The organism is Bacillus sp. FSL K6-0972 (genome assembly GCF_037976035.1).
Lineage (GTDB): Bacteria > Bacillota > Bacilli > Bacillales > Bacillaceae > Bacillus > Bacillus haynesii.
In genome coordinates this window covers 3,842,940-3,868,521 of the sequence record NZ_CP150260.1, presented here as the reverse complement: position 1 = coordinate 3,868,521, position 25,582 = coordinate 3,842,940, and the positions used below count along the sequence as shown (strand labels likewise).

Sequence of the window (25,582 nt, the reverse complement as noted above, 5' to 3'; positions counted from 1 at the left end):
CGTTTCCTCCTATTCAGTTAAAGCTTCATTCCCATTCGGCTCTTATATCGTTTAATCAGCATCTGGCAGTCGACGCTCACAACGCCTTTCAGGGGATACAGGCGCTTCGTCAAAAATTCCTCCATCTCCTGATCATTTGCGAAAATGCCGTGCATATGCAGCTTGCTCGGCCCTGTCATATGATAGAGGCTTGTCACGGCAGGCTCCTTTTCCAAAGCAACAGCAACAGCCTCTAAATATTGGGGTTCGACTTCAACGTTGAAAAACACCGATACGTGAATCCCGACCTTGACTGGATTGATGACGGCTGTGAATTTTTCAATGATGCCTTCTTCAATCAAGTTGTTGATCCGCGTCTGTACAGCAACTCTTGAGAGTCCCACGCGCTTTCCCAAATCGGTATAAGAGATTCTTCCTTCCTCATGCAAGATCGAAAGGATTTTTTTATCCGTTTCATCAAGAATTAAATTTGGCATATGGTAGTCGAGGCTCACAAATGTCCCTTCCTTTCTGTTTGGTCATTATCATTCGAAATTGCTTGTCAATCGCATTATAAATGAACATTTTGTAAATTGTATCATAATACGGGTTTCGATATGAATCATTTTAACGTTTTTTTAATACTTATTGAAAAAGGGTGTTAGTTTTTCTTCCCTGAAAGTAGCACCTCTTTTAACGGGCCACTATACTTCAAAAGACAAATGGATGCTTGAAAGGAAGGAAGGAGCTATGGAGAAGTTGAAGATCGGTTCGAAACAAATGGTTGTCAGTCCTCATTATCTCGCTTCGCTTGCAGGCAGCAGCATCATGGAGAAGGGAGGAAACGCGTTTGACGCGGCTGTTGCAGTAAGCGCGTGCCTTGCTGTTGTCTATCCGCATATGACAGGACTCGGAGGGGATGCCTTTTGGCTGATGTATCACAGTGGCAGTGGTGAGATTAAAGGGTACAATGGCAGCGGGCGGTCGGGGCGGAAAGCGGACCGGGATCAGTATAAAGGAGAGCATGCCATTCCGGTCAGGGGCATAAGGAGTGCGATTACCGTGCCGGGGATGGTGGACAGCTGGGCCGAAATACTGGCTGCGTACGGCCGTTTATCGCTTCGAGAGGTGCTGAAGCCGGCGATCATGTATGCAGAAAAGGGTTTCCCGGTCTCGCCTGATCAATGTCAAAACACGGTGAAAAACGCTGAATGGCTTTCCGGTATGCCGATAACTGCAGATATTTATCTTCCGGGAGGAAAACCGCCCTCTCCGGGTGAGCGCTTTGTGCAAAAAGAGCTCGCGCGCACTTTGGCGATGATCGCTGAGAAAGGAAGAGACGCCTTTTATAAAGGAGAAATTGCCCAAGCTTCAGCAGCCTATCTGCAAAACAACGGAGGTATCTTGACCCTTGAAGATTTCGAGCGGCATCAAGGGGAATGGGTGTCTCCGCTTTCATCCACATACAGAGAATATGCGATCTATCAAATGCCTCCGAATTCACAAGGATTTATCGGTCTTATGACATTGAATATTTTGGAAAACTACGACTTTGGCACGATCGAGCACGGTTCTTTCGAGTATTATCATCTGCTCATCGAAGCATTGAAATTAAGCTTTTCCGACTGCAACAAAGTATTGACTGACCCGGAATTCTCCCAAATACCGCTTGGACGACTGCTGGACAAAGGGTATGCGCGGGAGCTGGCCGCAAAAATCGGACTGCCGGCGCTTCAGGTGGAGAGCCAGCCGCTCGGCAGCGATACAGCTTATGCAGCAGCAGTAGATGAAGACGGGAATGCTGTTTCGTTTATTCAAAGTTTGTATTTCGAATTCGGCTCTGGGGTGACAGTTGGAGATACCGGCGTCATTTTGGAGAACAGAGGGTCGTTTTTCTCGCTTGATCCTGACCATGTCAATACGCTGGAGCCGGGAAAAAGAACTTTTCATACGCTGATGCCCGCCATGGCGTTCAGGGGCGGGAAGCCGAAATTCCTTTACGGAACGCAGGGGGGAGAAGGACAGCCGCAGACGCAGACGGCTCTTATTACGAGAATGATAGATTACGGGATGGATCCTCAAACAGCCGTTCATGAACCGAGATGGGTATGGGGCAGAACATGGGGAGAGCGGGTGGAAGGTGTAAGAATAGAAAGCAGAGTGACGCCTGAAGTGATCGCAAAACTGCGAAAGCATGGGCATCATGTAACCGTTGTCGGCGACTTTGACGGTGTGATGGGTCATGCCGGTATCATTGAGATTGATGATCAAGGTTTCCTGAGAGGGGGAAGCGATCCGAGAAGCGATGGGGCAGCAATCGGCATTTAACTACGTTTTCAAAACGCGCAAACGTCAATACGAGGAAAAAACCCCGTGAACAAGGAGGATTTGTCCACGGGGTTTTTTCTATCCGGCTATGAGCGTTGATCCGAGATTTCGATGAAATGCTTAAGCGCCGGATTGCGGTTGTCCTTTCGATGCGCGGTAATCCATTCGGCGCGAAGGGGAAAGTCTTCGATTTCTTTGTATACAACATCAAGGTTAAATAATCGTTTAGCCGCCGTAGGCACGACGGCGATTCCCATTCCGGCCGATACGAGGCCGATCACCATTTGGTATTCTGTAGCTTCCTGGGCGATGTTGGGGATAAACCCGGCTTTTTCACACAAGAAATTGAATTCCGTGTATAAAGAGGGCCACGCTTCTTTGGCAATGACAATCAGTGATTCGTCTTCAAGATCTTTCAAATAAACCCGGGGTTTTTCTGTCAGCGGGTGGTGTTTCGGAAGTGCAAGGACACAGTGGCTTTTCTTCACCGTGTATGACTTCAGTTCGTCGTTTCCCAACGGGGGGTGCAGCACCCCGATGTCAATATGTCCGTTTAGCAGTGCATCGACCTGATTGGGTGTTGAAAGCTCCCGAAGATCAATCTGCACGGACGGGAACCGGTTTCGGTATTCCCTGATGATAGGAGGCATGATCTCGTATGTTGCGGAGCCGACAAAGCCGATCACGAGTCTGCCCAGCTCCCCGCGGGCCGTCCGCTGAGCCATGTCGACGGCCTGATCAATCTGGGAAAGTCCTTCCTTGATTTGTTTTAAAAAGACCCCGCCTGCCGCCGTCAGCCTGACAGCTCTTTTTGACCTCTTCAGCAAGGTGACGCCTATTTCACTTTCTAGTTGTTTAATCTGCTGGCTGAGCGGAGGCTGAGTCATGTTCAGCCGAAGAGCTGCTTTTCCGAAATGCAGTTCTTCGGCAACAACCATAAAATAACGAAGATGGCGCAGCTCCATTAATCACTCATTCCTTTCTGAATGCGATTTCAGTCGTTTTACATATTAATTGTAAGACAAAGAAGTATTGGAAAACAATTTCCACAAGATGTATATTTAATAATACAATAATTTTATTAAAAATTCATTGTAAATGAATGAAAATGGAGGAGTGAGGGCTTTGAATAATGTAGCCGCTAAAAATGAAACTCTTACTGTAAGAGGAGCAGAGCTTGTGGTGGATAGTCTCATTCAGCAAGGTGTCACTCATGTTTTCGGTATTCCGGGAGCAAAAATCGATGCGGTGTTTGACGTATTGAAAGACAAGGGGCCTGAATTGATCGTTTGCCGTCACGAGCAGAATGCAGCATTTATGGCGGCGGCAGTCGGACGATTGACTGGAAAGCCCGGTGTTTGCCTGGTGACTTCAGGTCCGGGAGCGTCTAATTTAGCGACCGGTCTTGTAACAGCCAATACAGAAGGAGATCCGGTTGTTGCCCTGGCGGGTGCTGTAAAAAGAGCGGATCGTCTCAAAAAAACTCATCAATCGATGGATAATGCGGCGTTGTTTCAGCCGATTACGAAATATAGCGCAGAAGTGGAAGATGCGAACAACATCCCTGAGGCTGTAACCAATGCATTTAGAGCGGCAACATCTGGACAGGCTGGCGCAGCGTTTCTCAGCTTTCCGCAAGACGTTACGGCCGGTCCGGCAACTGCCAAGCCGGTAAAAACCATGCCGGCGCCGAAGCTGGGCGCGGCTCCGGACGAACAAATCAGCGCGGCCATCGCCAAAATTCACAATGCGAACCTTCCTGTCGTGCTTGTCGGAATGAAAGGCGGAAGACCTGAAGCGATTGAAGCGGTCCGCCGTCTGCTAAGGAAAGTGAAGCTGCCGTTTGTTGAAACATACCAAGCAGCGGGTACGCTGTCTCACGATTTGGAAGATCAGTACTTCGGCCGGATCGGATTATTCCGCAATCAGCCCGGAGATCTTTTATTGGAAAAAGCGGATGTCGTTTTGACGGTCGGCTATGATCCGATTGAATACGATCCGGTCTTTTGGAATGGAAAAGGCGAGCGAAGCGTGATTCATCTTGACGAAATACAAGCTGATATCGATCATGACTATCAGCCTGAAATCGAATTGATCGGCGATATCGCAGAGACGTTAAACCATATCGAACATGATTCTTTGCCGGTTTCTATCGATGAGTCATTTGCACCTGTGCTTGATTATTTGAAGAAAGCGCTGGAGGAGCAAAGCGAGCCTCCTAAAGAAACAAAAGCGGATCTTGTTCATCCGCTGCAAATCGTTCGCGATTTGCGTGATTTGCTGAGTGATGACATAACGGTGACATGCGACATCGGCTCCCATGCGATTTGGATGTCAAGATATTTCCGCACCTACCGTCCGCATGGACTGCTGATTTCCAACGGCATGCAGACGCTTGGCGTGGCTTTGCCGTGGGCGATTGCAGCAACGCTAGTCAATCCGGGACAGAAAGTCGTGTCTGTTTCCGGGGACGGGGGCTTCCTGTTCTCCGCGATGGAGCTTGAGACAGCGGTCAGATTAAAAGCGCCGATCGTTCACATTGTCTGGAATGACAGCACATACGATATGGTTGCGTTCCAGCAGGAGATGAAATACAAGCGGACGTCAGGAGTCGACTTCGGCGGAATCGATATTGTAAAATATGCTGAAAGCTTTGGAGCAAAAGGTTTAAGGGTCAATTCGCCTGACGAATTGGCAGAGGTGCTTAAAGCTGGTCTTGATGCAGAGGGGCCGGTTGTCATTGATATTCCGGTTGATTACAGTGACAACATTCATTTGGCCGATCAGCGTTTTCCAAAAAACTTTGAGGAACATTTTAAAAAAGAAGCCTCTAAGCAATCTTGATCACAGCATGTCCAGTCACAACGAACAAAATCAAGGGAGTGAAAAGAGGAAAATGAAAAGTGCAAGCAAACAAAAAATCATTCAGCCCGTTGATAAGAACCTCGATCAAGTCTATCAGGTCTCAACGATGGTATCTTTATTGGACGGAATTTACGACGGGGATTTTTATATGTCCGAAGCGAAGGAGCACGGAGACTTCGGGATTGGGACGTTCAATCGGCTCGACGGCGAGCTGATCGGTTTTGACGGTGAGTTTTACCGTCTCCGTTCCGATGGAAAGGCCTATCCTGTTCAAGGAAGCGATTGTTCTCCGTTTTGCTCGCTGGCTTTCTTCCGGCCGGATATCTATCACGAAATCAAGCAGCGGATGCCGCTTGAGGCGTTCGAAGAAGAAATGAAACGGATCATGCCGAGTGAAAACCTGTTTTACGCGATCCGCATGGACGGAACCTTTAAGAAAGTCAAAACGAGAACGGTTGAACTTCAGGAAAAACCGTACGTGCCGATGGTTGATGCGGTAAAATCGCAGCCGATCTTTGATTTTAATGATATTAAAGGGACGATCGTCGGCTTTTGGACACCGCAATATGCCAACGGAATCGCAGTTTCCGGTTTTCATCTTCACTTTATTGATGAAGACCGCAATGTCGGCGGACACGTTTTCGATTATGAAATCGAAGAATGCACGGTGCAAATTTCTCAAAAACTCAATATGAATCTCAGATTGCCGAATACGCAAGATTTCTTTAAAGCGGATCTCAATAAACACGATCTTGCAGCCGGAATTGAAGCGGCCGAAGGCAATCCCGAGTAAATGAAAAAGCCCTCTTTGAAAAGAGGGCTTTTTTGCTTTCGCTGAGCTTCCTTAAACCAATGACGCGTATGCTGAGGACCGGAATCCAACGGGCCGTTTTGCTAAAGGGGTCTGACAGGATCGTCTATGTTCCTTTGCAATCCGATCCGTCCCGGACGCTTGTGTTTGCTTATCCGGAAACATGCTATTTGAGTTGGGCGGCAAGGGCTTTTATGGAGATGGTCAAAAAAAATCAGACCTCCGTATATGAAGAGGTCTGATTTCTTCGTTACTTTTTCGTTTCCAGTTTGAGCGGTGCGGGTATCGTTTTTTCAACTTTTTTGCCGTTCAAAATATCGCGGGCCGCTTGTACTGCGAGCTTGCCGATCAATTCGGGCTGCTGGGCGATCGTGGCCGACATGTCTCCGGCCTGAACCGCTTTAACCGCATCTTCATTGCCGTCGAAGCCGACGACAAGAATCTCTTTTCCTGAACTTCTGATCGCTTCAATCGCGCCGAGCGCCATTTCGTCATTATGGGCGAAAACCGCCTGGATATCAGGGTTTCCTTGAAGGAGGTTCTCCATGACGTTCAACCCTTTTGTCCTGTCAAAATCGGCTGTTTGCTTTGCGATGACATTCAGCTTGTCATCAGCGGTCTTATGAAACCCTGAGCCCCGTTCCCTTGTTGCTGATGCACCGGGGACGCCTTCAAGCTCAGCCACTTTTGCGCCTTTACCGAGCTGCTGCACGATAAAGTCCGCTGCCATTTGTCCGCCTTTTACGTTATCTGACGCGACGAGCGTTTCTACTTTTCCGTTTTCAGCGGAGCGGTCAAGAGTGACGACCGGAATGCCAAGCGAATTGGCCGATTGGACTGCCGTTGAGATGGCGGAGGAGTCCGCCGGATTGATCAATAAGGCGTCAACGCCTTGCTGAAGAAGATCTTCGACATCATTCGTCTGCTTTGCCGAATCGTCCTGTGCATCCACGACAATCACTTCAATTCCTTGTTTTTTGGCTTCTTTGACAACTCCGTTCTTTAATGAAACGAAAAACGGATTTTTCAAAGTTGAGACAGATAAACCGATTTTGATATCCGTTCCTTTTTCTTTATTCGGTTTTGCCCATTCCGGCGGCTCGAGCGAGCAGGCGGACAGAAACAGAAGCGCCAATGCGGTGAAAACCGTTAATGTTTTTTTCATCAGTATAGCCCTCCTTAAGCGGATTTCTTGCGGTCCAGCAGGACTGCGATCAAAATGACGACACCTTTGACGACCATTTGGAAAAAGGAAGAGACGCCAAGCAGGTTCAAGCCGTTATTCAACGTTCCGATAATCAGGACGCCGATGAGTGTGCCGGCAATTCGTCCTCTTCCTCCGGCAAGGCTTGTACCGCCTAATACGACTGCGGCAATGGCGTCGAGTTCATAGGAAGTGCCTGCCGTCGGCTGGGCTGAGTTAAGCCGTGACGTCAAGATGGCTCCAGCCAACGCGGATAATAGGCCGCCAAGAGAATAAATCATCATTTTGACGCGCGGAACTTTAATGCCCGAGATCAGGGCCGCTTTTTCATTTCCGCCGATTGCATACGTGCGGCGGCCGAAAGGCGTTTTGTGAAGAATCACCCAGAGGATGATAAAGGCGGCCGCCATTGTAATCGCAGGGACGGGGATGCCTAAAAAGTAACCGCGCCCGAAAAGCTGGAAGCCGTAGTGATTGCCGAGCCCTGTAATCGGATTTCCGTCTGTGTAAACCATCGTCAATCCGCGGAAAATCGTCATTGTGGCAAGCGTTGCGATGAACGGGGCCATTTTACCTTTCGTGATTAACAGCCCGTTGACCAAGCCGAGCAGGGCTCCGATCAGGCAGCCGATGATGACGGCGAAAACAGGATCGATGCCGCCGGCGATCATTCCGGCGATCAATGCGCTCGACAGCGCCAAAATCGCTCCGACGGAAAGGTCGATGCCGCCGGTCAAAATGACAAAGGTCATGCCAAACGCGATCAGCGCATTAATAGCGACTTGTCTTAACAAGTTTAAAATATTTAACGGTTCTAAAAAGCTCGGATTTAATAATGATACGATGACGACGAGAATGATCAGGCCGAGAAACGGACCGAGCTTTTGCATTACAGAATCGACATTAAGGCTTTTTCTCACAGCCGGTTGAGTTTTCATGTTACCGCCCTCCTGTAGCGAGTGTCATAATTCGTTCTTGCGTGGCATCATTTCTTGATAGTTCACCGCTTAGCGTTCCTTCATGGATCACAAGGACGCGGTCGCTCATCCCGAGAATCTCGGGGAGCTCTGAAGAGACCATGACGATCGCGACGCCGCGGTCTGTCAGCTCGTTCATCAGCTGATAAATCTCCCTTTTCGCGCCGACATCGACGCCTCGTGTTGGCTCATCCAAAATCAGCACTTTAGGACCGATGCCGATCCATTTGGCGATAACCACTTTTTGCTGGTTCCCTCCTGAAAGGTTTCGCGCGTGGGTTTCCGGCGATTCCGTTTTGATTGTCAGCCGCTTGATCAGAAGGTCGACAAATTCCTGCTCGCTTTTTTTGTCGATCCATCCTCTCGGTGAAAAGCTGGCGAGATTCGGAAGGGCGATATTTTCCTTGATGGACGTGTCGAGCACAAGTCCTTCATCCTTGCGGTTCTCGGTAATAAAGCCGATTCCCTTTTGAACGGCATCACTCGGTTTTTTGAGCGTCGCTTTTTTGCCTTCGATGAAAATGTCTCCCGAGTCAAGCGGATCGAGCCCGAAAACCGCCCTCATCAGCTCGGTGCGCCCGGCTCCCATCAGTCCTGAAATCCCGACGATTTCGCCGGAGCGGACGGTGAAGCTGATATTTTGGAAGACTCCTTTTTTGGATGCATGCTTGACTTCGAGGACGACGGGTCCCGGATTTGGCTGTCTTTCAGGATAGCGTTCGGTCAGCTCCCGTCCGACCATCTTTTTCACCACTTCATGAAAGTCGGTGTCGGGAATCCGTTTCGTGTCCACCGTTTTTCCGTCGCGCATCACCGTGATCCGGTCGCAAATCGTGAAGATTTCTTCCATGCGGTGGGATATATAGACGATGGAGACGCCGTTTTTCTTTAATGATCTGATGACGCCGAACAGTTTTTCAATTTCTCTTTCTGTCAACGCTGCCGTCGGTTCATCCATGATGATCACTTTCGCGTCTGTCATGAGCGCTTTTGCGATTTCGATCATTTGCTGCTGGCCGACGGAACAGTCTCCGGCTTCTTTTTCAAGAGAAATCGAGACTCCGAGTCTTTCAAGTTGTTCTTTTGCTAGCGCTTTCATTTTCTTGTTATTTAAAAATCCAAGTTTGGAAGAAAGCTCTCTGCCGATAAATAGATTTTCCAAAACGGTCATTTCAGGCCAAATGTTCAGCTCCTGATGAATAAAGGCGATGCCGTTCTGTTCGGCTTCCTTTGGATCTGAAAAATACGTTTCTTTTCCGTCGATCTCGATCGTTCCGCTGTCCAGCCTGTGAAGTCCTGTCAACAGATTCATGAGTGTCGACTTTCCGGCGCCGTTTTCTCCCATTAAAGCGTGAACTTCACCTTCCTGAAGTTCGAAAGAAACGCCGGACAGCACCTGGTTTTGGCCAAAAGCTTTAAAAATGTCCTTCATTTTAATATGCATGGGCTATCCCTTCTTTCCAGATGTAGAATGTAAACATCTAAAAGATCACTCCCGCGTGCAAGATGCAATTTGCATAAGGTGTTGCTTCCCCTGTGCGAATGACCGCTTTTGCATGGCTCGTCGCCTTTTTGAATGCTTCGTGCGGGATATAGTCAATTTTCCGGTTTGAAAATTCCGCTTTTAAAAATGCGGCCTGTTCGGGATTGACGCTTTCTATTTCTTCGGCTGCCGTCACTTTTTCGACGGCCATTTCATCGGCGATAAGCTTTGTGACCTCTTGAAATCCGGGCGTACCTAATGTCAGTGCGAGATCGATTTTAGGGACGCCGGGAGGAACGGGCAGACCGGCGTCCGCGATGACGATGGTATCGGTATGCCCGAGATCGGCCAGCAATTTTGCGATATGGCTGTTTAAAATCCCGTGTTTTTTCATGACAGTTCACGCTCCACTTCATTCCGTTTTGGCATGCCGCCTTGTGCGCCGAATTTCAGAATCGACAGGGAAGCCGCCCGGTTTGCAAAGCGCAAGGCAGATTCGATGCTTTGTCCTTCGGAAAGCGCAACGGCCAATCCCGCATTGAAGGTGTCTCCGGCTCCCGTCGTATCAATCGCATTGACGGGGAATGAAGGAACGACCCTTTCTTCCAGACCATTGTGATAGCGGACCCCGTTTTTCCCTTCTGTGATGAACAGCTTCTCCGGATAGCGCTTTAACGCTTCCTCCCGGGACATGCCCTGAAACAGTACCGAAGCTTCATGCTCGTTTGGTGTGATGTAGGCCGCATTCTCGATCGTTTCCGGGCGAATCGGACGGGCTGGTGCCGGATTCAGCAGGAGGGGAATGCCGAGCGAGCTGCACAGTCCGCTGACATAATCGACGGTTTCTTCCGGAATTTCCTGCTGAATCATCACGATATCAGCCTGTTTAATTGCAGGCAGCGCCTTTTGAACGTATTCAGGTGTGACATGGTCATTTGCCCCTTTGACGACGATGATACTGTTGTCGCCGTCTGCGAGAACGATATGTGCGGTGCCGCTTTCCTGACCTGTAACCGGTTCCACATAGTCTGTCAAAACACCATTGGCTTGAAAATTGTCGAGGATGGCTTTTCCGTAATGGTCATCGCCGACGCAGCCGATCATATGGACCTCTGCACCAAGCCGGGCCGCCGCGACCGCCTGGTTGGCACCCTTTCCGCCCGGAACCGTTTTAAAAGATTCGCCAAGCACCGTTTCTCCGGCGGCCGGCCGCTTGGGCGATGTCACGACTAAATCCATCGAAGAACTGCCTATCACGCATATTTTACTCATTGTCATTCCGCCTTTCTTGTCGTTTCTCTTTCAATAAAGGCAACCGGCATCTGCACTGCCGATTGTTCAATATATTCATTTTTCATTAATCTCAGCAACAGTTTTGCCGCTTCTTTTCCCATTTCATAGGCGGGCTGCCTGATCGTTGATAAAGAGGGGAAAAGCAATTCGCTTTGCGGAATGTCATCAAAGCCGATAATCTGCAATTCGTCGGGAACTTTGATCTTCCGTTTTAAGGCTTCATGCAAAACGGCTGTCGCCACAATGTCATTGCTTGCGATCACGCCGTCTGTTTCCGGATAGGTGGCAAACAGCTCCGCTGCCCGTTTTTGGGCCTCCGGAAATGAAAATGTCTCGGTTTTCATGACATGAAAATCGATATCGGCCCCGCTTAGCATCTCCAACGCTCCGTTGAAACGGTCTCTAGCAGTCTGAAGGTTGGCCGGTCCTTTAATCAGCGTAATCTTTTTCGCGTTCCTCCTGACCATTTCAGCCGCTGCGATTCTGCCGCCTTCACGGCTGTCCGCGAATACAGCTGGTGCATTTTCACCCGTCCGGTCAAGGAAGACGATCGGCATGGACAAGTCCTGATAATTTGGTGCATCCGGATAATTGGTCGCTGAAATGACTCCGACCACATGATTTTGTTTAAACGTCTGCAGATAATCAAGTTCTTTTTCCAGATTTTCATCGCTGTTTCCGAAGATGAGCCGAAAGCCGAGGCGGTGAATCTCATCTTCAACGCCGCGGGCAAGCTGAGGAAAGAACGGGTTTGTGATATCCGGCAGCAGCAGTCCGATCAGTCTGGACTCCCTTTTATAGAGAGACCTGGCTACTTCATTCGGGTAGTAATTCAGTTCTTCCATCGCTTTTAACACGCGTGTCCTCGTGTCTTCATGGACGTATCCGGTCTCATTTAATACCCGGGAAACCGTAGCGACAGATACTTTTGCGGCAAGTGCGACGTCTTTAATCGTAGCCAAAAAAGACTTCTCCTCTCTATTTGTGTAACCGTTTACATAAAGATTATCATGATCCATTTAAAATCACAATAAAAAAAGACTCAGACACTGAAATTTTTAGCCGGGTTGGGATATAGAGACATATACAAGTGTGTTGAATAGAAAATAACCTTCATTCGGCATAAATTGGCTGATACAGTAACAATGAGAATAGTAAGAAAAATTAAAAATGTTAAAGTTTGATGAATTATCGTTGAAAAAAATTAATGGCTTTTTAAATCTTAGGATTTTAACCTAAAAACTGAAGAAATAAGGTGAATCGAACGGCTCACAAAAAAATTGGATTTGTCAATGAATCCCGCTTTATGCTAAAAGAGATTTTCATTTTTTGATAGGTGGTCTGATTGTCATAGGACGTATTTGTTTTGAAGAGGGAACATTGGTGACTTTTTAACCTGTTGGAAAAGAGCGAAAATACAAAAAGAAGGGAGAGATACCGGTTAAAAGCCCATTTATAGGGGATTCCAGACGGGGGAAAAAAGAGATCCTGAATCCATCCTTCAACCTTTCATCAGAAATAGGGAGAAAAGTACAAAAATCATAATGGCGAATTTTGAAAGCGCATACTTAAAACGCTGGCAAAAAACTGATAGGAATTAAGAACTTTCGATTTCCAAAAATATCAACAAAAAGATAGGCATTAATGACTCGGGTGAGGTGATCTTTGTCACGGAAAATTTCGTCGTCTTCTGTTACATAATGCCGATTGTGATTTCATAGTGAACCTATATACTGATGAATGAATTTACATATCAGATTCCAAGAAGGAGATGTAGACAAACAATGTGGGTAATGCTATTAGCCTGTGTGATCGTTGTTGGGATCGGCATTTATGAAAAAAGGCGCCACCAGCAAAACATCGATGCGCTGCCTGTCCGAGTGAACATCAACGGGATACGCGGAAAGTCCACGGTGACAAGATTAACAACAGGGATATTAATCGAGGCAGGCTACAAAACAGTAGGAAAAACAACCGGGACAGACGCAAGGATGATTTATTGGGACACACCGGAAGAGAAGCCGATCAAAAGAAAGCCTCAAGGGCCGAATATCGGAGAGCAGAAGGAGGTTATGAAAGAAACGGTGGAAAGAGGGGCCAATGCAATTGTCAGTGAGTGCATGGCCGTTAACCCTGATTACCAAATCATCTTTCAGGAAGAATTGCTTCAGGCTAATATCGGTGTGATCGTGAACGTGCTGGAGGATCACATGGATGTGATGGGACCGACTTTAGATGAAATTGCAGAAGCTTTCACAGCAACCATTCCTTATAATGGACATTTGGTTATCACTGATAGTGAGTATACCGATTTCTTTAAGCAAATTGCAAAAGAAAGGAACACAAAAGTCATCGTCGCAGACAATTCTAAAATAACAGATGAATACCTCAGACAGTTTGAATACATGGTATTCCCTGATAATGCGTCTCTTGCGCTCGGTGTGGCTCAAGCGTTGGGCATTGACGAAGAAACCGCCTTTAAAGGCATGCTGAATGCGCCGCCTGATCCGGGAGCCATGAGAATTCTGCCGCTGATGAACGCCAAAAATCCCGGACATTTCGTCAACGGTTTTGCGGCTAATGACGCAGCTTCCACTTTAAATATATGGAAGCGTGTAAAAGAAATAGGCTATCCTACGGATCAGCCGATCGTCATTATGAACTGCCGCGCCGACAGGGTAGACAGAACACAGCAGTTTGCGGAAGATGTCCTTCCTTATATTGAAGCAAGTGAACTTGTGCTGATTGGAGAAACAACAGAGCCGATCGTCAAAGCATATGAAGCAGGCAAAATTCCTGCGGACAAGCTGTTTGATTTTGAGCACAAATCAACGGAAGAAATCATGTTCATGCTGAAAAATAAGCTTGAGGGCCGCGTCATTTACGGAGTCGGAAATATCCACGGAGCAGCGGAGCCTCTCATTGAAAAAATACAAGATTACAAGATTAAGCAGCTCGTTAGCTAGGAGGAAGAAAACACAATGTTTGGATCAGATTTATATATCGCCCTCATTTTAGGAGTCTTACTCAGTTTGATTTTTGCAGAGAAAACGGGAATTGTACCAGCCGGACTTGTCGTACCGGGTTATTTGGGACTTGTGTTCAATCAGCCGATTTTTATGTTGCTCGTTCTTTTTGTCAGTTTGCTGACGTACGTCATCGTGAAATTCGGACTTTCAAAAATTATGATTCTATACGGACGCAGAAAATTCGCAGCGATGCTGATTACGGGAATTCTGTTGAAAATCGGTTTTGATTTTATATATCCGGTGATGCCGTTTGAGATTGCCGAATTCAGGGGAATCGGAATCATCGTGCCTGGGCTAATCGCGAATACCATTCAAAGACAGGGATTAACGATTACGCTTGGAAGTACGCTTTTATTAAGCGGAGCAACATTCGTCATTATGTATGCTTACTATCTAATCTAAAGTTAGGTGTGTCAAATCGATGAAAAAACAACTGAACTTTCAGGAAAAACTGCTGAAGCTGACGAAGCAGGAGAAAAAGAAAACAAATAAGCACGTCTTTATCGTATTGCCCGCTATTTTCTGTTTAATGTTTGTCTTCACTTGGGTCGGAAGCGCCAAAACTCCTTCGCAAATGGGCAAAAAAGAAGATGCCAAGCTCACAGCTACCTTTATGGGCGATATCATGATGGGAAGAAACGTAGAAAAAGTGACAAACTTACACGGTTCGGAAAGTGTCTTCAAAAATGTGAAGCCGTACTTTAATGTGTCAGATTTTATCACAGGAAACTTTGAAAACCCTGTAACCAATGTAAAGGACTATCAAGAGGCAGAAAAGAACATCCATCTGCAAACGAATCAAGAATCAGTCGAAACATTGAAAAAGCTGAACTTCAGCGTACTGAACTTTGCCAACAACCATGCGATGGACTACGGGGAAGACGGTTTGAAGGATACGCTGAATAAATTCTCAAATGAGGACTTGGAGCTTGTCGGAGCAGGCAATAATCTCGAAGACGCGAAACAGCACGTATCCTATCAGGATGTGAACGGTGTAAAAATCGCAACGCTCGGTTTTACAGACGTCTACACGAAGAACTTTACAGCCAAAAAGAACAGAGGCGGAGTGCTGCCGCTCAGCCCGAAAATCTTTATTCCAATGATCGCGGAAGCATCCAAAAAAGCGGATCTTGTCCTTGTTCATGTGCACTGGGGACAAGAATATGACAATGAACCGAACGACAGACAGAAGGATCTGGCCAAGGCGATTGCAGATGCCGGAGCAGATGTCATCATCGGCGCTCATCCCCATGTTCTCGAACCGATCGAAGTGTATAACGGTACTGTGATTTTCTACAGCCTCGGTAACTTTGTGTTTGATCAGGGCTGGTCAAGAACACGTGACAGCGCGCTTGTACAATACCATTTAATGAATGACGGCAAAGGGCGCTTTGAGGTAACGCCTCTCAACATTCGTGAAGCAACGCCGACGCCTTTAGGCAAAAGCGATTTCTTAAAACGAAAAGCGATCTTCCGCCAATTGACAAAAGGAACAAACCTCGACTGGAAAGAAGAGAACGGAAAATTGACGTTTGAAGTCGATCATGCGGACAAACTGAAAAATAACAAAAACGGAGTGGTGAACAAATGAAATTTGTCAGAGCCATTTGGCCGTTCGTAGGTTTAGTTTTGATCATTGCATTTATGTCTGCTTTCAAGTATTCTGATGAATTGTCAAACGATGAAAAAGCTAAAATCTCAACGGAAATCCAAAAAGTGAATCAGCAGGATCAAACAACAGAAAACAAGCAATAACAGTGCAAAAGAGAGTGCCGCCAGCACTCTCTTTTTGTGTGCTGATTCCGGTTATAAAAGACCTGTGAAAAGCGGCCGGTTTGAAAAGGAAACACGACAATTTTCTTAACCGTTCAGTGTATAAAGTTTTATAGAAAATCAGGAGGATATATACATGGTTTTGGGGTTCATGTTTATTGTATTCTTTTGAAGGGAATAAAAACTGACAAATTTCGACTGAAGCAAGATTTAAAAATGCATCACCTTACCAATTCGGGATGGGAACTGCACCTCATGTTCATGACCTCTTTAGAACATTTCCCTTCATCTATTTAATCCGCGCTTAGGTGAAAAAGCTGATCATGCTGTGCTGCGCGTTTCTTCTCGCTATGACGCTGCTGTACACGCAAAAAAAAGCCCTTTAAATATCCCAATTGAATGACGATGAAAGAGGAAAGAAGAGGAGGAACAGATCAATTGATAAAAAAAACGGCAAACAAAAAGTTGATTTTGTTTTGTGGAATTGCGGTGTTTTGGATGTCTTTATTTTTAACGAATCACAATGACGTACACGCCGATACGATCGGCGAGAAAATAGCAGAAACCGCCAGACAGCTTGAGGGTGCGAAATACAGCTACGGCGGAGAGAAGCCGAAAACGGGGTTTGATTCGTCCGGCTTTGTACAATACGTGTTTCAATCGCTCGATATTACGCTTCCAAGAACGGTAAAGGAACAATCGACCCTTGGAAACATTGTCAGCCGTCAGCAGCTCGAAAAGGGGGATCTTGTCTTTTTCAAGAATGCCGAGCTGGAATCAGACGGACCGACCCATGTCGCCATCTATTTGGGAAATGATCAAATCATCCACAGCACAAAATCAAACGGAGTTGTCGTGACAAAGCTTGAAGGCAGCTCTTACTGGAGCTCTGGATATCTTAAAGCGAAAAGGATCACAAAAGAGCCTGAGATTTCTATGGACCCTGTCGTCCAAAAAGCAAAAAGCTATGTCGGTGTTCCTTATGTATTTGGAGGCAACTCTCCGGATCTCGGATTTGACTGTTCAGGGTTGACCCAATACGTTTTCAGAGAGGTGCTTGGTGTTTATTTGCCAAGGTCGGCGGAACAGCAATGGGCGATTGGTCAAAAGGTGAAGCTTGAAGATATCCGGCCGGGTGATGTTTTGTTTTTCAGCAATACGTACAAACCGGGAATATCCCATAACGCCATCTATGCCGGGGGCGGACGGTTTATCCATGCGAGCCGTTCAAATAAAGTGACGATCTCTTATTTGTCGGCTTCCTATTGGCAGAAGAAGTTCACTGGAGTCAGACGTTTTGACAACATGTCCCTGCCGAAAAATCCGATTGTATCCGAAGCCATCAGGCATATCGGCGAAGTCGGCTATCAAAAAGGCGGCACATCGCCTAAAGAAGGCTTTGATACGGCGGGGTTTATCCAATATGTTTATAAAACGGCGGCAGGAGTTGAGCTTCCCCGGTATGCTGATAAACAATACAGTACAGGTAAGAAAATTACAAAACAGGAGCTTGAGCCTGGAGACATCGTGTTCTTTAAAGGAACCACTGTTTTGAATCCCGCCATCTATATCGGAAACGGCCAGGTCGTTCTTGTCACCTTGTCTGCCGGTGTAACGACAGCAGATATGGAGACGAGCGCCTATTGGAAAGATAAATACGCCGGAAGCGTCAGGATTGAGTAGCAGAAACAGCAGAAAACCGCTCGAAGATGGACTCGAGCGGTTTTCTTATTTATTGATATTCATTTTCCAGCAGTTTGTTAATGAAGTAAGCGACGCCGTTTTCGTCATTGCTTTTCGTGATAAACGTGCTGATATGCTTTAGCTCATCGATTGCATTGCCCATCGCAATCCGATGGCCGGCTTCCTCAAACATTGACAGGTCGTTCGGGCTGTCGCCGATCGCGTAGATGTCTTTTTTCTCGATTCCATAGTGGCGGGCCAGCTCTTTTAAAGCGCGGCCTTTGCCGGATTCATCAGGCAGAATCTCGATGATATGTCTTCCGGAAGATGTGAGTCCCAGTTTTGGAAAGGCGGAAAGGTCTTCTTTTGCCTTTTTCAGCTTTTCCATATCAAATGAGAAGCACAATAGCTTATAAATATGTTCGTCTCCGTTAAAGATCTCGCGAATGTCGGGCACGGGTTTGATGCCGAATTGTTTAAACTGAGTCAGTGCGCCCTGCCAAAGCGTATCCCTGTCTTCGTCAGGGTTGGCGCTTGTGACGATATCGAGCTCTGCTTCAAGCTTCCGTTCTCCGTCATCAGGAGAAAGCAGCGCATCGTCCGTATAAACCTCAAAATAAATTTGATGATCTGTTAAGTATTGGGCGGCCTTTTTTCCGGCTTCCTTGTCCATTAACGTTCTGCTTAGGAGTTTATAGTTGAAATCGTGAACCGTTCCCCCGTTTGCGGCAATAATCGGAATATCCAAATCGTTCAGAAGCGCTTTTACGTCAAATGTGGCCCGCCCCGTGCAAATGGTTACGATGCAGTCTGAGATGAGCGCCTTTTTGATAGCGGCCCGGTTTTCTGCGGATATTTTGCTTTCGGTATTTAAAAGAGTCCCGTCTAAATCGATCGCAATTAACCTCATTATGTAAAGATAACCTCCTGTAAGAGCAGTTTGCTGTTTTCCGGGAGGTGAAAAACAGCTCTCTTCGGCAGTATTCCCTAAAAGGACATGTTATGTAAAAGGCTAAACCTAAATTTAGATTTTTTCAATAGTAAATCTTGAGTTTCATTAAATAGAAAAAGGATGAATGATATTCATCCTTTTTCAAATTATACATCTAACTGCTGTTTTAATTCCTGCTTGATTTCGTTGAGATTTTCCTGATCAAGCTGGAAATAGTAGACTTTGCCCGGTTGATAATCGCTTCCTTTCAATTGAAGGGTATCGACCGTTTGAATGGACGTCATAAACGGGATCAGTCCGATTGCATCATTCAGCGACAAGTTCATCGATACGTTCTTTCCGACTGTATCAAGGATATCATCGTAAGCCGGAATGGAAGTAAGCGATTTGGATTTGTTGATAATCGATTTGATGACTTCCATCTGGCGCTCGCCGCGCTTCAAGTCCGTATCGGCTTTTCTCGTTCTTACATAAGCGAGGGCTTCTTCTCCGCCCAGCGTCTGCTCACCTGTTTGAAGGTTGACTTTGCCTTTCGTATCCTTTTTAATCTGCCGGACAATATAGTCTTCTTTGATCGTGATCGGTACACCGCCGAGTTCATCAACTACTTCCTTGAAAGCTGAAAAATTGGCTTCCATGACGTAATCAACCGGAATGTCGAGCAGGTTTTCGACGGTTTCTGTACTGAGGTCGCGCCCGCCTAATGAGTGGGCATGCGTGATTTTATCATAGCCGCGTCCAGGGATGTTAACATAGGAATCCCGCGGGATGCTCAATAGTTTCACCGATTTGTCTTTTCTGTTGAACGTGGCAAGAACCATCGCATCGCTTCGTTCTTTGTCCATGCTTTGTCCGGGACGGGCATCAATCCCCATCAACAGGATGGAGAAGTTATCTTTTTTAGGGTTGAACTCTTTAATCCGCTTGACGGACTGTTCTCCTCTGGAAAGGGTGACTTGCGCATCTTTGGAGGCGTTCGCCACTTTGTAGTACGCATAGCCGCCTGCGGCTGCTGTCGCCGTCAGGATTAAAGCAATGAAAAACAATGAGTATTTCACCCATTTTCTTAGTCTCTTTTTCTTCGTTCGCTGCGATCGTAGCATGTATAAGCTCCTCTTTTATATATATTGAAACGTACAATTGTTGAATAAGTCTAAATTTTGATAAAAAAATGGTTTCCCAATCTTGGATTTTACAAGATATTTGCTGTTTTGCATATGGGGATTCTCTGGAAATTCCGCGGGAACTGATCATTTTGCCGCCTTTAATAAGACGATAAAACAGATAAAATGTTTCATATTTTTAAATTCCTTTTAATGGTACTCCGAGTTTCTTGAGGTTTGAAGAAAGCAAGACAAGGTTAAAGATTATAAAAGACGAGCCTTGGAGGAGGATATACTGATGAAAGGAAAAAGATCGAATGCCTGGCTTTATTTTTTTGGAGCCTTGGGCGGTGTGCTCTACGGTTATGATACAGGCGTCATTTCCGGGGCGATTTTGTTTATGAAAGATGAGCTTGAGCTCAATGCCTTTACAGAAGGGCTGGTTGTCAGCGCAATTTTAATCGGGGCGATTTTCGGATCGGGTTTGTCCGGCAGGCTGACAGACCGCTTCGGCAGAAGAAGGGCGATTATGTCAGCGGCTGTGCTGTATTGCATCGGGGGGCTCGGAACGGCCCTGGCACCAAGCACGGAATATATGGTGGTTTTCAGGATCGTGCTCGGCCTTGCGGTTGGCTGTTCCACGACCATTGTTCCCTTGTACCTTTCAGAGCTTGCGCCGAAGGAATCTCGGGGCGCGCTTTCTTCATTAAATCAGCTGATGATTACGATCGGGATTCTGCTCTCTTATTTAATCAACTACGCATTTAGTGATGCAGGGGCATGGCGCTGGATGCTGGGCTTGGCTCTTATTCCGTCAATCGGTCTTTTAATCGGTATCTTTTTCATGCCGGAAAGCCCGCGCTGGCTCTTAACAAAAGGAAAAGAAGAGAAAGCAAGAAGGGTTTTGTCCAAGATGAGGGGAGGAGAGCAGGTCGATCAGGAAGTTAAAGAAATTAAGGAAGCGGAAAAGCAGGACCAGGGGGGCTTGAAAGAGCTGCTGGAACCGTGGGTGCGTCCGGCGTTAATCGCAGGAGTCGGACTGGCATTTCTGCAGCAATTTATCGGAACCAACACGATTATTTACTATGCCCCAAAAACGTTTACGAATGTCGGATTTGAAGATTCGGCGGCCATTTTGGGGACGGTCGGCATCGGAACGGTCAATGTCCTGATGACGCTTGTGGCGATCCGCTTTATTGACAGGATTGGCCGGAAGCCGCTTTTATTGTTTGGAAATGCCGGAATGGTCATCAGTTTGATCGTGCTTTCTTTCACCAATATCTTTTTTGGCAATACCGTTGGTGCGGCATGGACGACTGTCATCTGCTTAGGTGTGTTCATCGTCGTATTTGCCGTCAGCTGGGGGCCGATCGTCTGGGTGATGCTGCCTGAGCTGTTCCCTCTTCATGTCAGAGGGATAGGAACCGGAGTATCGACTTTAATGCTTCATGCAGCGAACTTAATTGTGACATTGAGTTTTCCGGTCCTCATGGAAGCGATGGGCATCAGTTACTTGTTCCTGTGCTATGCGGGCATCGGAATCGCAGCCTTCCTGTTCGTTTTCTTTAAAGTAACAGAAACAAAAGGCAAAAGCCTTGAAGAGATCGAGCAGGATTTACGGGACAAGCACGGCGGAATCACAGAAACCGACACACAGCCGGTTGAACGATAGACCAAAGGATGGGCATGGACCCATCCTTTTTTTGTGAGGAGGCCAGACGATCATGGCTGATCTCTGTTTTCTCCGTCTTCTGGCTGCGAATCGTCATGGCGCGGCAGATTACCCGTTCTGATCGCCCGAAACACGAGAAAGAAAATAACGAAAACAACCAGCCCTCCGACTAGTATTTGCAGCAGCATCTCAACACCTCCGTTTCCTTCTATGTATGAATCATGGCCGCTCTACATGACGGTTAATGAAACGTTTGTTTAAAAAACTGAATAAGAACCGGGGTTTATCTCACACTAAAGTTAACTGAACAATAATGGGAGTGTGACGATTTGAAAGCTGTAACGTTTCAAGGACCTCAGCATGTTGAAGTCAGCAAGGTGGAGGATGCCAAAATTGAAAAAAGCGATGATATCGTTGTCAGAATTACTTCTACGGCGATTTGCGGGTCAGACCTCCATCTTTATCAAGGGAATTTTCCGCTTCCAAAAGGCTTCCAGCTCGGCCATGAACCGATGGGAATTGTAGAAGAAACCGGACCTGAAGTAACAAAGGTGAAAAAAGGAGACCGGGTCGTCATCCCGTTTACCGTTGCCTGCGGACATTGCTTTTATTGCGAAAACAAGCTGGAAAGCCAGTGCGACAATGCCAATCCCCATTATGATTCAGGCGGATACTTCGGTTACTCGGAAAAGTTCGGAAACCACCCTGGCGGACAGGCTGAATATTTAAAAGTGCCGTTTGGCAACTTCACGCCGTTTGTCATCCCTGAATCATGCGAGATGGAGGACGAGTCGCTCCTGTTTTTATCAGATGTCCTGCCCACCGCGTATTGGAGCGTGCTTCACGCTGGCGTCAAAAAGGGGGACACCGTCATTGTTCTCGGCTGCGGACCGGTCGGATTAATGGCGCAGAAGTTTGCCTGGATGGAAGGGGCGAAGCGGGTCATTGCAGTAGACTACTTGGACTACCGCTTAAGACAGGCTGAAGCTTTAAACCGCGTCGAAGTATTTGACTTTACAAAATATCCAGATATGGGCGAGCATTTAAAGGAGATTACAAAAGGCGGGGCGGATGTCGTGATCGACTGCGTGGGAATGGACGGCAAAAAATCTCCGCTTGAGTACCTGGAGCAAAAACTGAAGCTTCAGGGCGGCACGCTCGGACCGATTCAAATTTCTACAAAGGCGGTCAGAAAGTGCGGAACCGTACAGATTACGGGGGTGTATGGAAGCAATTATAATATGTTTCCGCTCGGCGCGTTCTTTGTTAGAAATGTTACGCTGAAAATGGGGCAGGCCCCGGTCATTCATTTGATGCCTGAGATTTACAAGAAGATCGAAGAGAATCAATTTGATCCGAAGGAAATCATTACACACCAGCTTCCCCTTGAAGAAGCCGGCCGCGCTTATCATTTGTTCAACGGCCATGAAGATGATTGCATTAAAGTGATTTTGAAGCCATAGCGATGATAAAGGCTGCCGAACTACCGGCAGCCTTTATCGGTGCATTATCTTGCCAGCCATCCGCCATCGACGGCTAACACATGTCCATTCACATAATCGGCTGCCGGCGACGAAAGGAATACGGCGGCGCCGGCAATGTCATCCGGCTGACCCCAGCGTTCGGCCGGAATCCGTTTTAAGATTTCGGCATTGCGGTTTTGGTCCTCGCGGATCTGCTTTGTGTTGTTCGTTGCGATATAGCCTGGTGCAATCGCATTGACCTGGACATTGTGCGCTGCCCATTCATTGGCAAAAGACTTCGTCAATCCCGCTACTGCATGCTTGCTTGCCGTATATGCAGGGACGAGAATGCCTCCTTGAAATGAAAGAAGGGAGGCAATATTGATGATTTTCCCCTGCTTTCGTTCAATCATCTGCCGGCCGATAGCCTGCGTCAGCAAAAATAAGCTGTTCAAATTGACATTGATTACCGCTTCCCAGTTCTCCCGGGAAAAATCAGCCGCTTTTTCTCTGCGGATCGTCCCGGCATTGTTAACGAGAATATCAATCTGATGGCGATCAAGCACCTCTTTTGCAAAAGCCTCAACTTCGTCAAAGTTGCCCATATCAAGCTGATAAGACGTAAACGTTTTGCCGGCTTCTTCGATCAGCTGCTTTGTTTCATCAAGTCCGCTCGTATGTGAAGTGCCGATGATATCCGCTCCCGCTTTTGCAAGCGCTTCGGCAATCCCTTTGCCGATTCCCGTTCCCGGGCCTGTGACAAGCGCCGTTTTGCCTTCAAGTGAAAAATACGATTCAAGATATCCCATCTCACGTTCACGTCCTTACCGTATGACATTCATCGGGACAGCATCCATGTCCTTAAATGTGTAGTTTTCTCCGGCCATCGCCCATATAAAGCAGTAGTTGGATGTGCCGGAGCCCGAATGGACAGACCATGCGGGTGAAATGACAGCCTGTTCGTTGCCGACGACAAGATGCCGTGTCTCAGTCGGTTCGCCCATGAAATGAAACACCTTTGCATCTTCAGCAAGGTCAAGATACAGGTAAACCTCCATCCGTCGGTCATGAACATGCGCCGGCATCGTGTTCCATGTGTTATTGGGTTCAAGAAACGTGATGCCCATCATCAGCTGGCAGCTTTGGATGCCGTCTGCATGAATCACTTTGTATAGATTACGGACATTTGAAGAGGCTTCTTCTCCTAAATGATCGTATGGAAGCTCTGAAAGCGAAGCTTTTTGCACCGGATATTTTTGGTGTGCCGTCGCCGAGATGAAATAAAATTTAGCCCCGCCTTCATTCAAGCTTGAGAAGGAAACGTCTTTATTTCCCAGGCCGATATACAGAAAATCTTTGTGCTCCAGTACGTATTCTTCATCACCGACTTTAACCGCACCGGGCTTGCCGACATTCACAATCCCGATTTCACGCCGCTCCAGGAAGTAGTCCGTTTTCAAAAAATCGCCGGCAGCGAGCGCTAATGACTCCTTCACTGGAACGGCTCCGCCGATCACGACTCTGTCTTCATGCGAATAAAACATGTTCAGTTTGTTTTCAACAAACAATGACTCTATTAAAAAATGCTCGCGAAGCTCTGCGGTTGTGAATCGTTTCGCTTGTTCTGGATGAACAGAATAACGATTTTTCATACCTTCTCCTCCTTGAATTGGACGTTTTAGACTGACTTGAATGAAGTGTCAAAAGTTTTTGGTAACGGTTTCAAACATGAATTTTAAAGTAAATAATGGAAAGCGTCAACAGTCTTTTCATTTTTTTCTGAATATTGTCAAGGTCAATCTTGAAATATTAAAAAATACTCTTCCAAATTTTAAAGGATGTGATATGCTGATGATATAAAGTTTTTGAAATCGGTTTCAAATCATAAGGTTATAGGAGTACTTGAATGAAGGATAAGCAAACAGCGAAAGTAACCATCAACGAAGTAGCCGCACATGCAGGCGTATCAAAATCAACGGTTTCCCGTTATATCAACGGGAAGATTGATGCCATTTCACCGAAAAAGGTGAAAAGCATCAAAAAAGCGATCGAGGAGCTTAATTACCGCCCCAGCCAGATGGCACAGGGGCTGAAGGTGAAAAAAAGCAAAGTTATCGGATTTTTGGTCGCCGATATTACAAACCCGTTTTCAGTTGCCACCTTGAGAGGGGTGGAAGAGGTTTGCGATCAGTACGGGTACAGCATCATGGTCTGCAACACGGACAACAGTCCTGAGAAAGAAAGGGAGATGCTGCACAAGCTGAACGCGCATTACATTGAAGGGCTGATTATTAATACGACGGGAAGGAACAACGATGTGCTCATGGATTTAATCAGCCAGGATGTATCGATTGTGCTCGTTGACCGGAAAGTGCCCGGGCTCAAGATCGATGCAGTTACAACGAACAACCGCGAAGTGACAAGTCAAATCGTCAATCTCATGTACGACAAAGGCTACGCCCAGGTCGGTCTGTTTACCGAGCCGATTAAAGGGATCAGTCCGAGGGAGGAAAGGGTTTCCGCCTATACAGAAATCGCGCTTGAACGCAATGCCGGCGGTACCCCTCTTGTATATGAGGCTGACGTTAAAGACAAAGAATCTCTTTTAAAGTCCGTCAAAAGCTTTTTGGAAATGAAAGAAGGGAAAAAAGCCATTCTTGGAAACAACGGGCTTCTGATGCTGAAAATCATCAGCTGCCTTTATGAGCTTGGCATTTCGATTCCGGAAGACGTCGGAATTGCCGGATTTGATGATACGGAATGGTATAAATTGATCGGTCCGGGCATCACGACCATCGCCCAGCCGTCGCATGAAATGGGGAGGGTCGCCATGGAGCGGATCATCAAACGGATTGAAGGGGATGAAAGTGCACCGCAAACGATTCAGCTTGAGGCGGAGCTTATTCTCAGACAGTCGCTGTAGAACTTGTCAAACGGAAACACTCATGCACCCGAAAACTAAGGGGA

General features: G+C 46.8%; 24 protein-coding genes. 11 read left to right on the top strand and 13 right to left on the bottom strand.

Features of this window, described 5'->3' with window-relative positions; all coding sequences use genetic code 11:
- Positions 1–17 precede the first annotated feature (17 nt).
- Positions 18–494 carry an Lrp/AsnC family transcriptional regulator gene (locus tag MKX80_RS19720; protein WP_003185856.1) on the bottom strand — a complete coding sequence of 159 codons (477 nt, stop codon included), beginning with the start codon at positions 492–494 and terminating at the stop codon, positions 18–20.
- A 235-nt stretch (positions 495–729) separates the two neighbouring features.
- Between MKX80_RS19720 and ggt the strand changes: the two genes are divergently transcribed.
- Positions 730–2,307 carry a gamma-glutamyltransferase gene (gene ggt, locus MKX80_RS19715; protein ID WP_268342849.1) on the top strand — a complete coding sequence of 526 codons (1,578 nt, stop codon included), beginning with the start codon at positions 730–732 and terminating at the stop codon, positions 2,305–2,307.
- Between the two features lie 86 nt (positions 2,308–2,393).
- Here ggt and alsR read toward each other — a convergent pair whose 3' ends face one another.
- A complete protein-coding gene (gene alsR, locus MKX80_RS19710) occupies positions 2,394–3,272 on the bottom strand; it encodes an acetoin biosynthesis transcriptional regulator AlsR (protein WP_154999535.1) in 879 nt (292 codons plus the stop codon).
- Between the two features lie 160 nt (positions 3,273–3,432).
- Here alsR and alsS point away from each other — a divergent pair, with 160 nt between their 5' ends.
- On the top strand, positions 3,433–5,151 hold the full coding sequence (gene alsS, locus MKX80_RS19705; RefSeq protein WP_268317105.1) for an acetolactate synthase AlsS: 1,719 nt from the start codon (positions 3,433–3,435) through the stop codon (positions 5,149–5,151).
- Between the two features lie 52 nt (positions 5,152–5,203).
- Positions 5,204–5,965, top strand: coding sequence for an acetolactate decarboxylase (gene budA, locus MKX80_RS19700; protein ID WP_154999537.1), 762 nt, complete (start codon positions 5,204–5,206; stop codon positions 5,963–5,965).
- A gap of 268 nt (positions 5,966–6,233) precedes the next feature.
- Here budA and rbsB read toward each other — a convergent pair whose 3' ends face one another.
- Genes rbsB through MKX80_RS19670 form a run of 6 tightly spaced genes read right to left on the bottom strand, consistent with a single transcriptional unit; the run spans position 6,234 to position 11,902 of the window.
- A complete protein-coding gene (gene rbsB, locus MKX80_RS19695) occupies positions 6,234–7,148 on the bottom strand; it encodes a ribose ABC transporter substrate-binding protein RbsB (RefSeq protein ID WP_020453176.1) in 915 nt (304 codons plus the stop codon).
- 14 nt (positions 7,149–7,162) lie between these two features.
- A complete protein-coding gene (gene rbsC, locus MKX80_RS19690; RefSeq protein ID WP_268315667.1) occupies positions 7,163–8,125 on the bottom strand; it encodes a ribose ABC transporter permease RbsC in 963 nt (320 codons plus the stop codon).
- A gap of 1 nt (position 8,126) precedes the next feature.
- Positions 8,127–9,608 carry a sugar ABC transporter ATP-binding protein gene (locus MKX80_RS19685; RefSeq protein ID WP_268315668.1) on the bottom strand — a complete coding sequence of 494 codons (1,482 nt, stop codon included), beginning with the start codon at positions 9,606–9,608 and terminating at the stop codon, positions 8,127–8,129.
- 37 nt (positions 9,609–9,645) lie between these two features.
- A complete protein-coding gene (rbsD, locus tag MKX80_RS19680; protein ID WP_154999539.1) occupies positions 9,646–10,041 on the bottom strand; it encodes a D-ribose pyranase in 396 nt (131 codons plus the stop codon).
- Positions 10,038–10,919, bottom strand: coding sequence for a ribokinase (rbsK, locus tag MKX80_RS19675; protein ID WP_268293687.1), 882 nt, complete (start codon positions 10,917–10,919; stop codon positions 10,038–10,040). Before rbsK ends, rbsD begins: the two co-directional genes overlap by 4 nt.
- Before the next feature lie 2 nt (positions 10,920–10,921).
- The gene (locus tag MKX80_RS19670) at positions 10,922–11,902 is read right to left on the bottom strand and encodes a LacI family DNA-binding transcriptional regulator (RefSeq protein ID WP_154999541.1); all 981 of its coding nucleotides are present in this window, start codon (positions 11,900–11,902) and stop codon (positions 10,922–10,924) included.
- 822 nt (positions 11,903–12,724) lie between these two features.
- On the opposite strand from MKX80_RS19670, the gene pgsB reads away from it, so the two are divergent.
- From pgsB to MKX80_RS19645, 5 genes are all read left to right on the top strand, one after another.
- On the top strand, positions 12,725–13,906 hold the full coding sequence (gene pgsB / locus MKX80_RS19665; RefSeq protein ID WP_003185833.1) for a poly-gamma-glutamate synthase PgsB: 1,182 nt from the start codon (positions 12,725–12,727) through the stop codon (positions 13,904–13,906).
- Positions 13,907–13,921: 15 nt separating this feature from the next.
- Positions 13,922–14,371 (top strand): poly-gamma-glutamate biosynthesis protein PgsC, encoded by a 450-nt coding sequence (pgsC, locus tag MKX80_RS19660; protein WP_003185831.1) that lies wholly within the window; start codon positions 13,922–13,924, stop codon positions 14,369–14,371.
- Positions 14,372–14,390: 19 nt separating this feature from the next.
- Positions 14,391–15,560: a CapA family protein gene (locus MKX80_RS19655; protein WP_154999542.1), complete on the top strand. Its 1,170-nt coding sequence runs from the start codon at positions 14,391–14,393 to the stop codon at positions 15,558–15,560.
- On the top strand, positions 15,557–15,724 hold the full coding sequence (locus MKX80_RS19650; RefSeq protein ID WP_003185826.1) for a hypothetical protein: 168 nt from the start codon (positions 15,557–15,559) through the stop codon (positions 15,722–15,724). Before MKX80_RS19655 ends, MKX80_RS19650 begins: the two co-directional genes overlap by 4 nt.
- Before the next feature lie 456 nt (positions 15,725–16,180).
- The gene (locus MKX80_RS19645; RefSeq protein ID WP_216929848.1) at positions 16,181–17,425 is read left to right on the top strand and encodes a C40 family peptidase; all 1,245 of its coding nucleotides are present in this window, start codon (positions 16,181–16,183) and stop codon (positions 17,423–17,425) included.
- A 49-nt stretch (positions 17,426–17,474) separates the two neighbouring features.
- On the opposite strand, the gene MKX80_RS19640 is transcribed toward MKX80_RS19645, so the two are convergent.
- Positions 17,475–18,335 (bottom strand): Cof-type HAD-IIB family hydrolase, encoded by an 861-nt coding sequence (locus MKX80_RS19640; protein ID WP_154999544.1) that lies wholly within the window; start codon positions 18,333–18,335, stop codon positions 17,475–17,477.
- Between the two features lie 188 nt (positions 18,336–18,523).
- On the bottom strand, positions 18,524–19,480 hold the full coding sequence (locus MKX80_RS19635; RefSeq protein WP_003185816.1) for an LCP family protein: 957 nt from the start codon (positions 19,478–19,480) through the stop codon (positions 18,524–18,526).
- A gap of 298 nt (positions 19,481–19,778) precedes the next feature.
- Here MKX80_RS19635 and MKX80_RS19630 point away from each other — a divergent pair, with 298 nt between their 5' ends.
- A complete protein-coding gene (locus MKX80_RS19630; protein WP_154999545.1) occupies positions 19,779–21,152 on the top strand; it encodes a sugar porter family MFS transporter in 1,374 nt (457 codons plus the stop codon).
- A gap of 50 nt (positions 21,153–21,202) precedes the next feature.
- Here MKX80_RS19630 and MKX80_RS19625 read toward each other — a convergent pair whose 3' ends face one another.
- Positions 21,203–21,340, bottom strand: a complete 138-nt coding sequence (locus tag MKX80_RS19625) for a hypothetical protein (protein WP_023857161.1) — start codon at positions 21,338–21,340, stop codon at positions 21,203–21,205.
- 141 nt (positions 21,341–21,481) lie between these two features.
- Between MKX80_RS19625 and MKX80_RS19620 the strand changes: the two genes are divergently transcribed.
- A complete protein-coding gene (locus MKX80_RS19620; protein ID WP_268343146.1) occupies positions 21,482–22,615 on the top strand; it encodes a zinc-dependent alcohol dehydrogenase in 1,134 nt (377 codons plus the stop codon).
- A gap of 44 nt (positions 22,616–22,659) precedes the next feature.
- On the opposite strand, the gene kduD is transcribed toward MKX80_RS19620, so the two are convergent.
- Both kduD and kduI read right to left on the bottom strand, forming a co-directional pair.
- Positions 22,660–23,424, bottom strand: a complete 765-nt coding sequence (gene kduD, locus MKX80_RS19615; RefSeq protein ID WP_154999547.1) for a 2-dehydro-3-deoxy-D-gluconate 5-dehydrogenase KduD — start codon at positions 23,422–23,424, stop codon at positions 22,660–22,662.
- A gap of 15 nt (positions 23,425–23,439) precedes the next feature.
- Entirely contained in the window at positions 23,440–24,267 is an 828-nt protein-coding gene (kduI, locus tag MKX80_RS19610) for a 5-dehydro-4-deoxy-D-glucuronate isomerase (RefSeq protein ID WP_268343147.1), read from the bottom strand.
- Between the two features lie 254 nt (positions 24,268–24,521).
- Here kduI and MKX80_RS19605 point away from each other — a divergent pair, with 254 nt between their 5' ends.
- Complete coding sequence (locus MKX80_RS19605; RefSeq protein ID WP_154999549.1) at positions 24,522–25,538, top strand: LacI family DNA-binding transcriptional regulator; 1,017 nt, start codon at positions 24,522–24,524, stop codon at positions 25,536–25,538.
- Positions 25,539–25,582 lie beyond the last annotated feature (44 nt).

Bases quoted from the DNA above. Each gene is read 5' to 3' on its own strand.
- ggt (WP_268342849.1), top strand. From the start codon at position 730: ATGGAGAAGTTGAAGATCGGTTCGAAACAAATGGTTGTCAGTCCTCAT.
- alsR (WP_154999535.1), bottom strand. From the start codon at position 3,272: ATGGAGCTGCGCCATCTTCGTTATTTTATGGTTGTTGCCGAAGAACTG.
- budA (WP_154999537.1), top strand. From the start codon at position 5,204: ATGAAAAGTGCAAGCAAACAAAAAATCATTCAGCCCGTTGATAAGAAC.
- rbsB (WP_020453176.1), bottom strand. From the start codon at position 7,148: ATGAAAAAAACATTAACGGTTTTCACCGCATTGGCGCTTCTGTTTCTG.
- rbsC (WP_268315667.1), bottom strand. From the start codon at position 8,125: ATGAAAACTCAACCGGCTGTGAGAAAAAGCCTTAATGTCGATTCTGTA.
- MKX80_RS19685 (WP_268315668.1), bottom strand. From the start codon at position 9,608: ATGCATATTAAAATGAAGGACATTTTTAAAGCTTTTGGCCAAAACCAG.
- rbsD (WP_154999539.1), bottom strand. From the start codon at position 10,041: ATGAAAAAACACGGGATTTTAAACAGCCATATCGCAAAATTGCTGGCC.
- rbsK (WP_268293687.1), bottom strand. From the start codon at position 10,919: ATGAGTAAAATATGCGTGATAGGCAGTTCTTCGATGGATTTAGTCGTG.
- pgsB (WP_003185833.1), top strand. From the start codon at position 12,725: ATGTGGGTAATGCTATTAGCCTGTGTGATCGTTGTTGGGATCGGCATT.
- pgsC (WP_003185831.1), top strand. From the start codon at position 13,922: ATGTTTGGATCAGATTTATATATCGCCCTCATTTTAGGAGTCTTACTC.
- MKX80_RS19655 (WP_154999542.1), top strand. From the start codon at position 14,391: ATGAAAAAACAACTGAACTTTCAGGAAAAACTGCTGAAGCTGACGAAG.
- MKX80_RS19650 (WP_003185826.1), top strand. From the start codon at position 15,557: ATGAAATTTGTCAGAGCCATTTGGCCGTTCGTAGGTTTAGTTTTGATC.
- MKX80_RS19640 (WP_154999544.1), bottom strand. From the start codon at position 18,335: ATGAGGTTAATTGCGATCGATTTAGACGGGACTCTTTTAAATACCGAA.
- MKX80_RS19635 (WP_003185816.1), bottom strand. From the start codon at position 19,480: ATGCTACGATCGCAGCGAACGAAGAAAAAGAGACTAAGAAAATGGGTG.
- MKX80_RS19630 (WP_154999545.1), top strand. From the start codon at position 19,779: ATGAAAGGAAAAAGATCGAATGCCTGGCTTTATTTTTTTGGAGCCTTG.
- MKX80_RS19625 (WP_023857161.1), bottom strand. From the start codon at position 21,340: ATGCTGCTGCAAATACTAGTCGGAGGGCTGGTTGTTTTCGTTATTTTC.
- kduD (WP_154999547.1), bottom strand. From the start codon at position 23,424: ATGGGATATCTTGAATCGTATTTTTCACTTGAAGGCAAAACGGCGCTT.
- kduI (WP_268343147.1), bottom strand. From the start codon at position 24,267: ATGAAAAATCGTTATTCTGTTCATCCAGAACAAGCGAAACGATTCACA.
- MKX80_RS19605 (WP_154999549.1), top strand. From the start codon at position 24,522: ATGAAGGATAAGCAAACAGCGAAAGTAACCATCAACGAAGTAGCCGCA.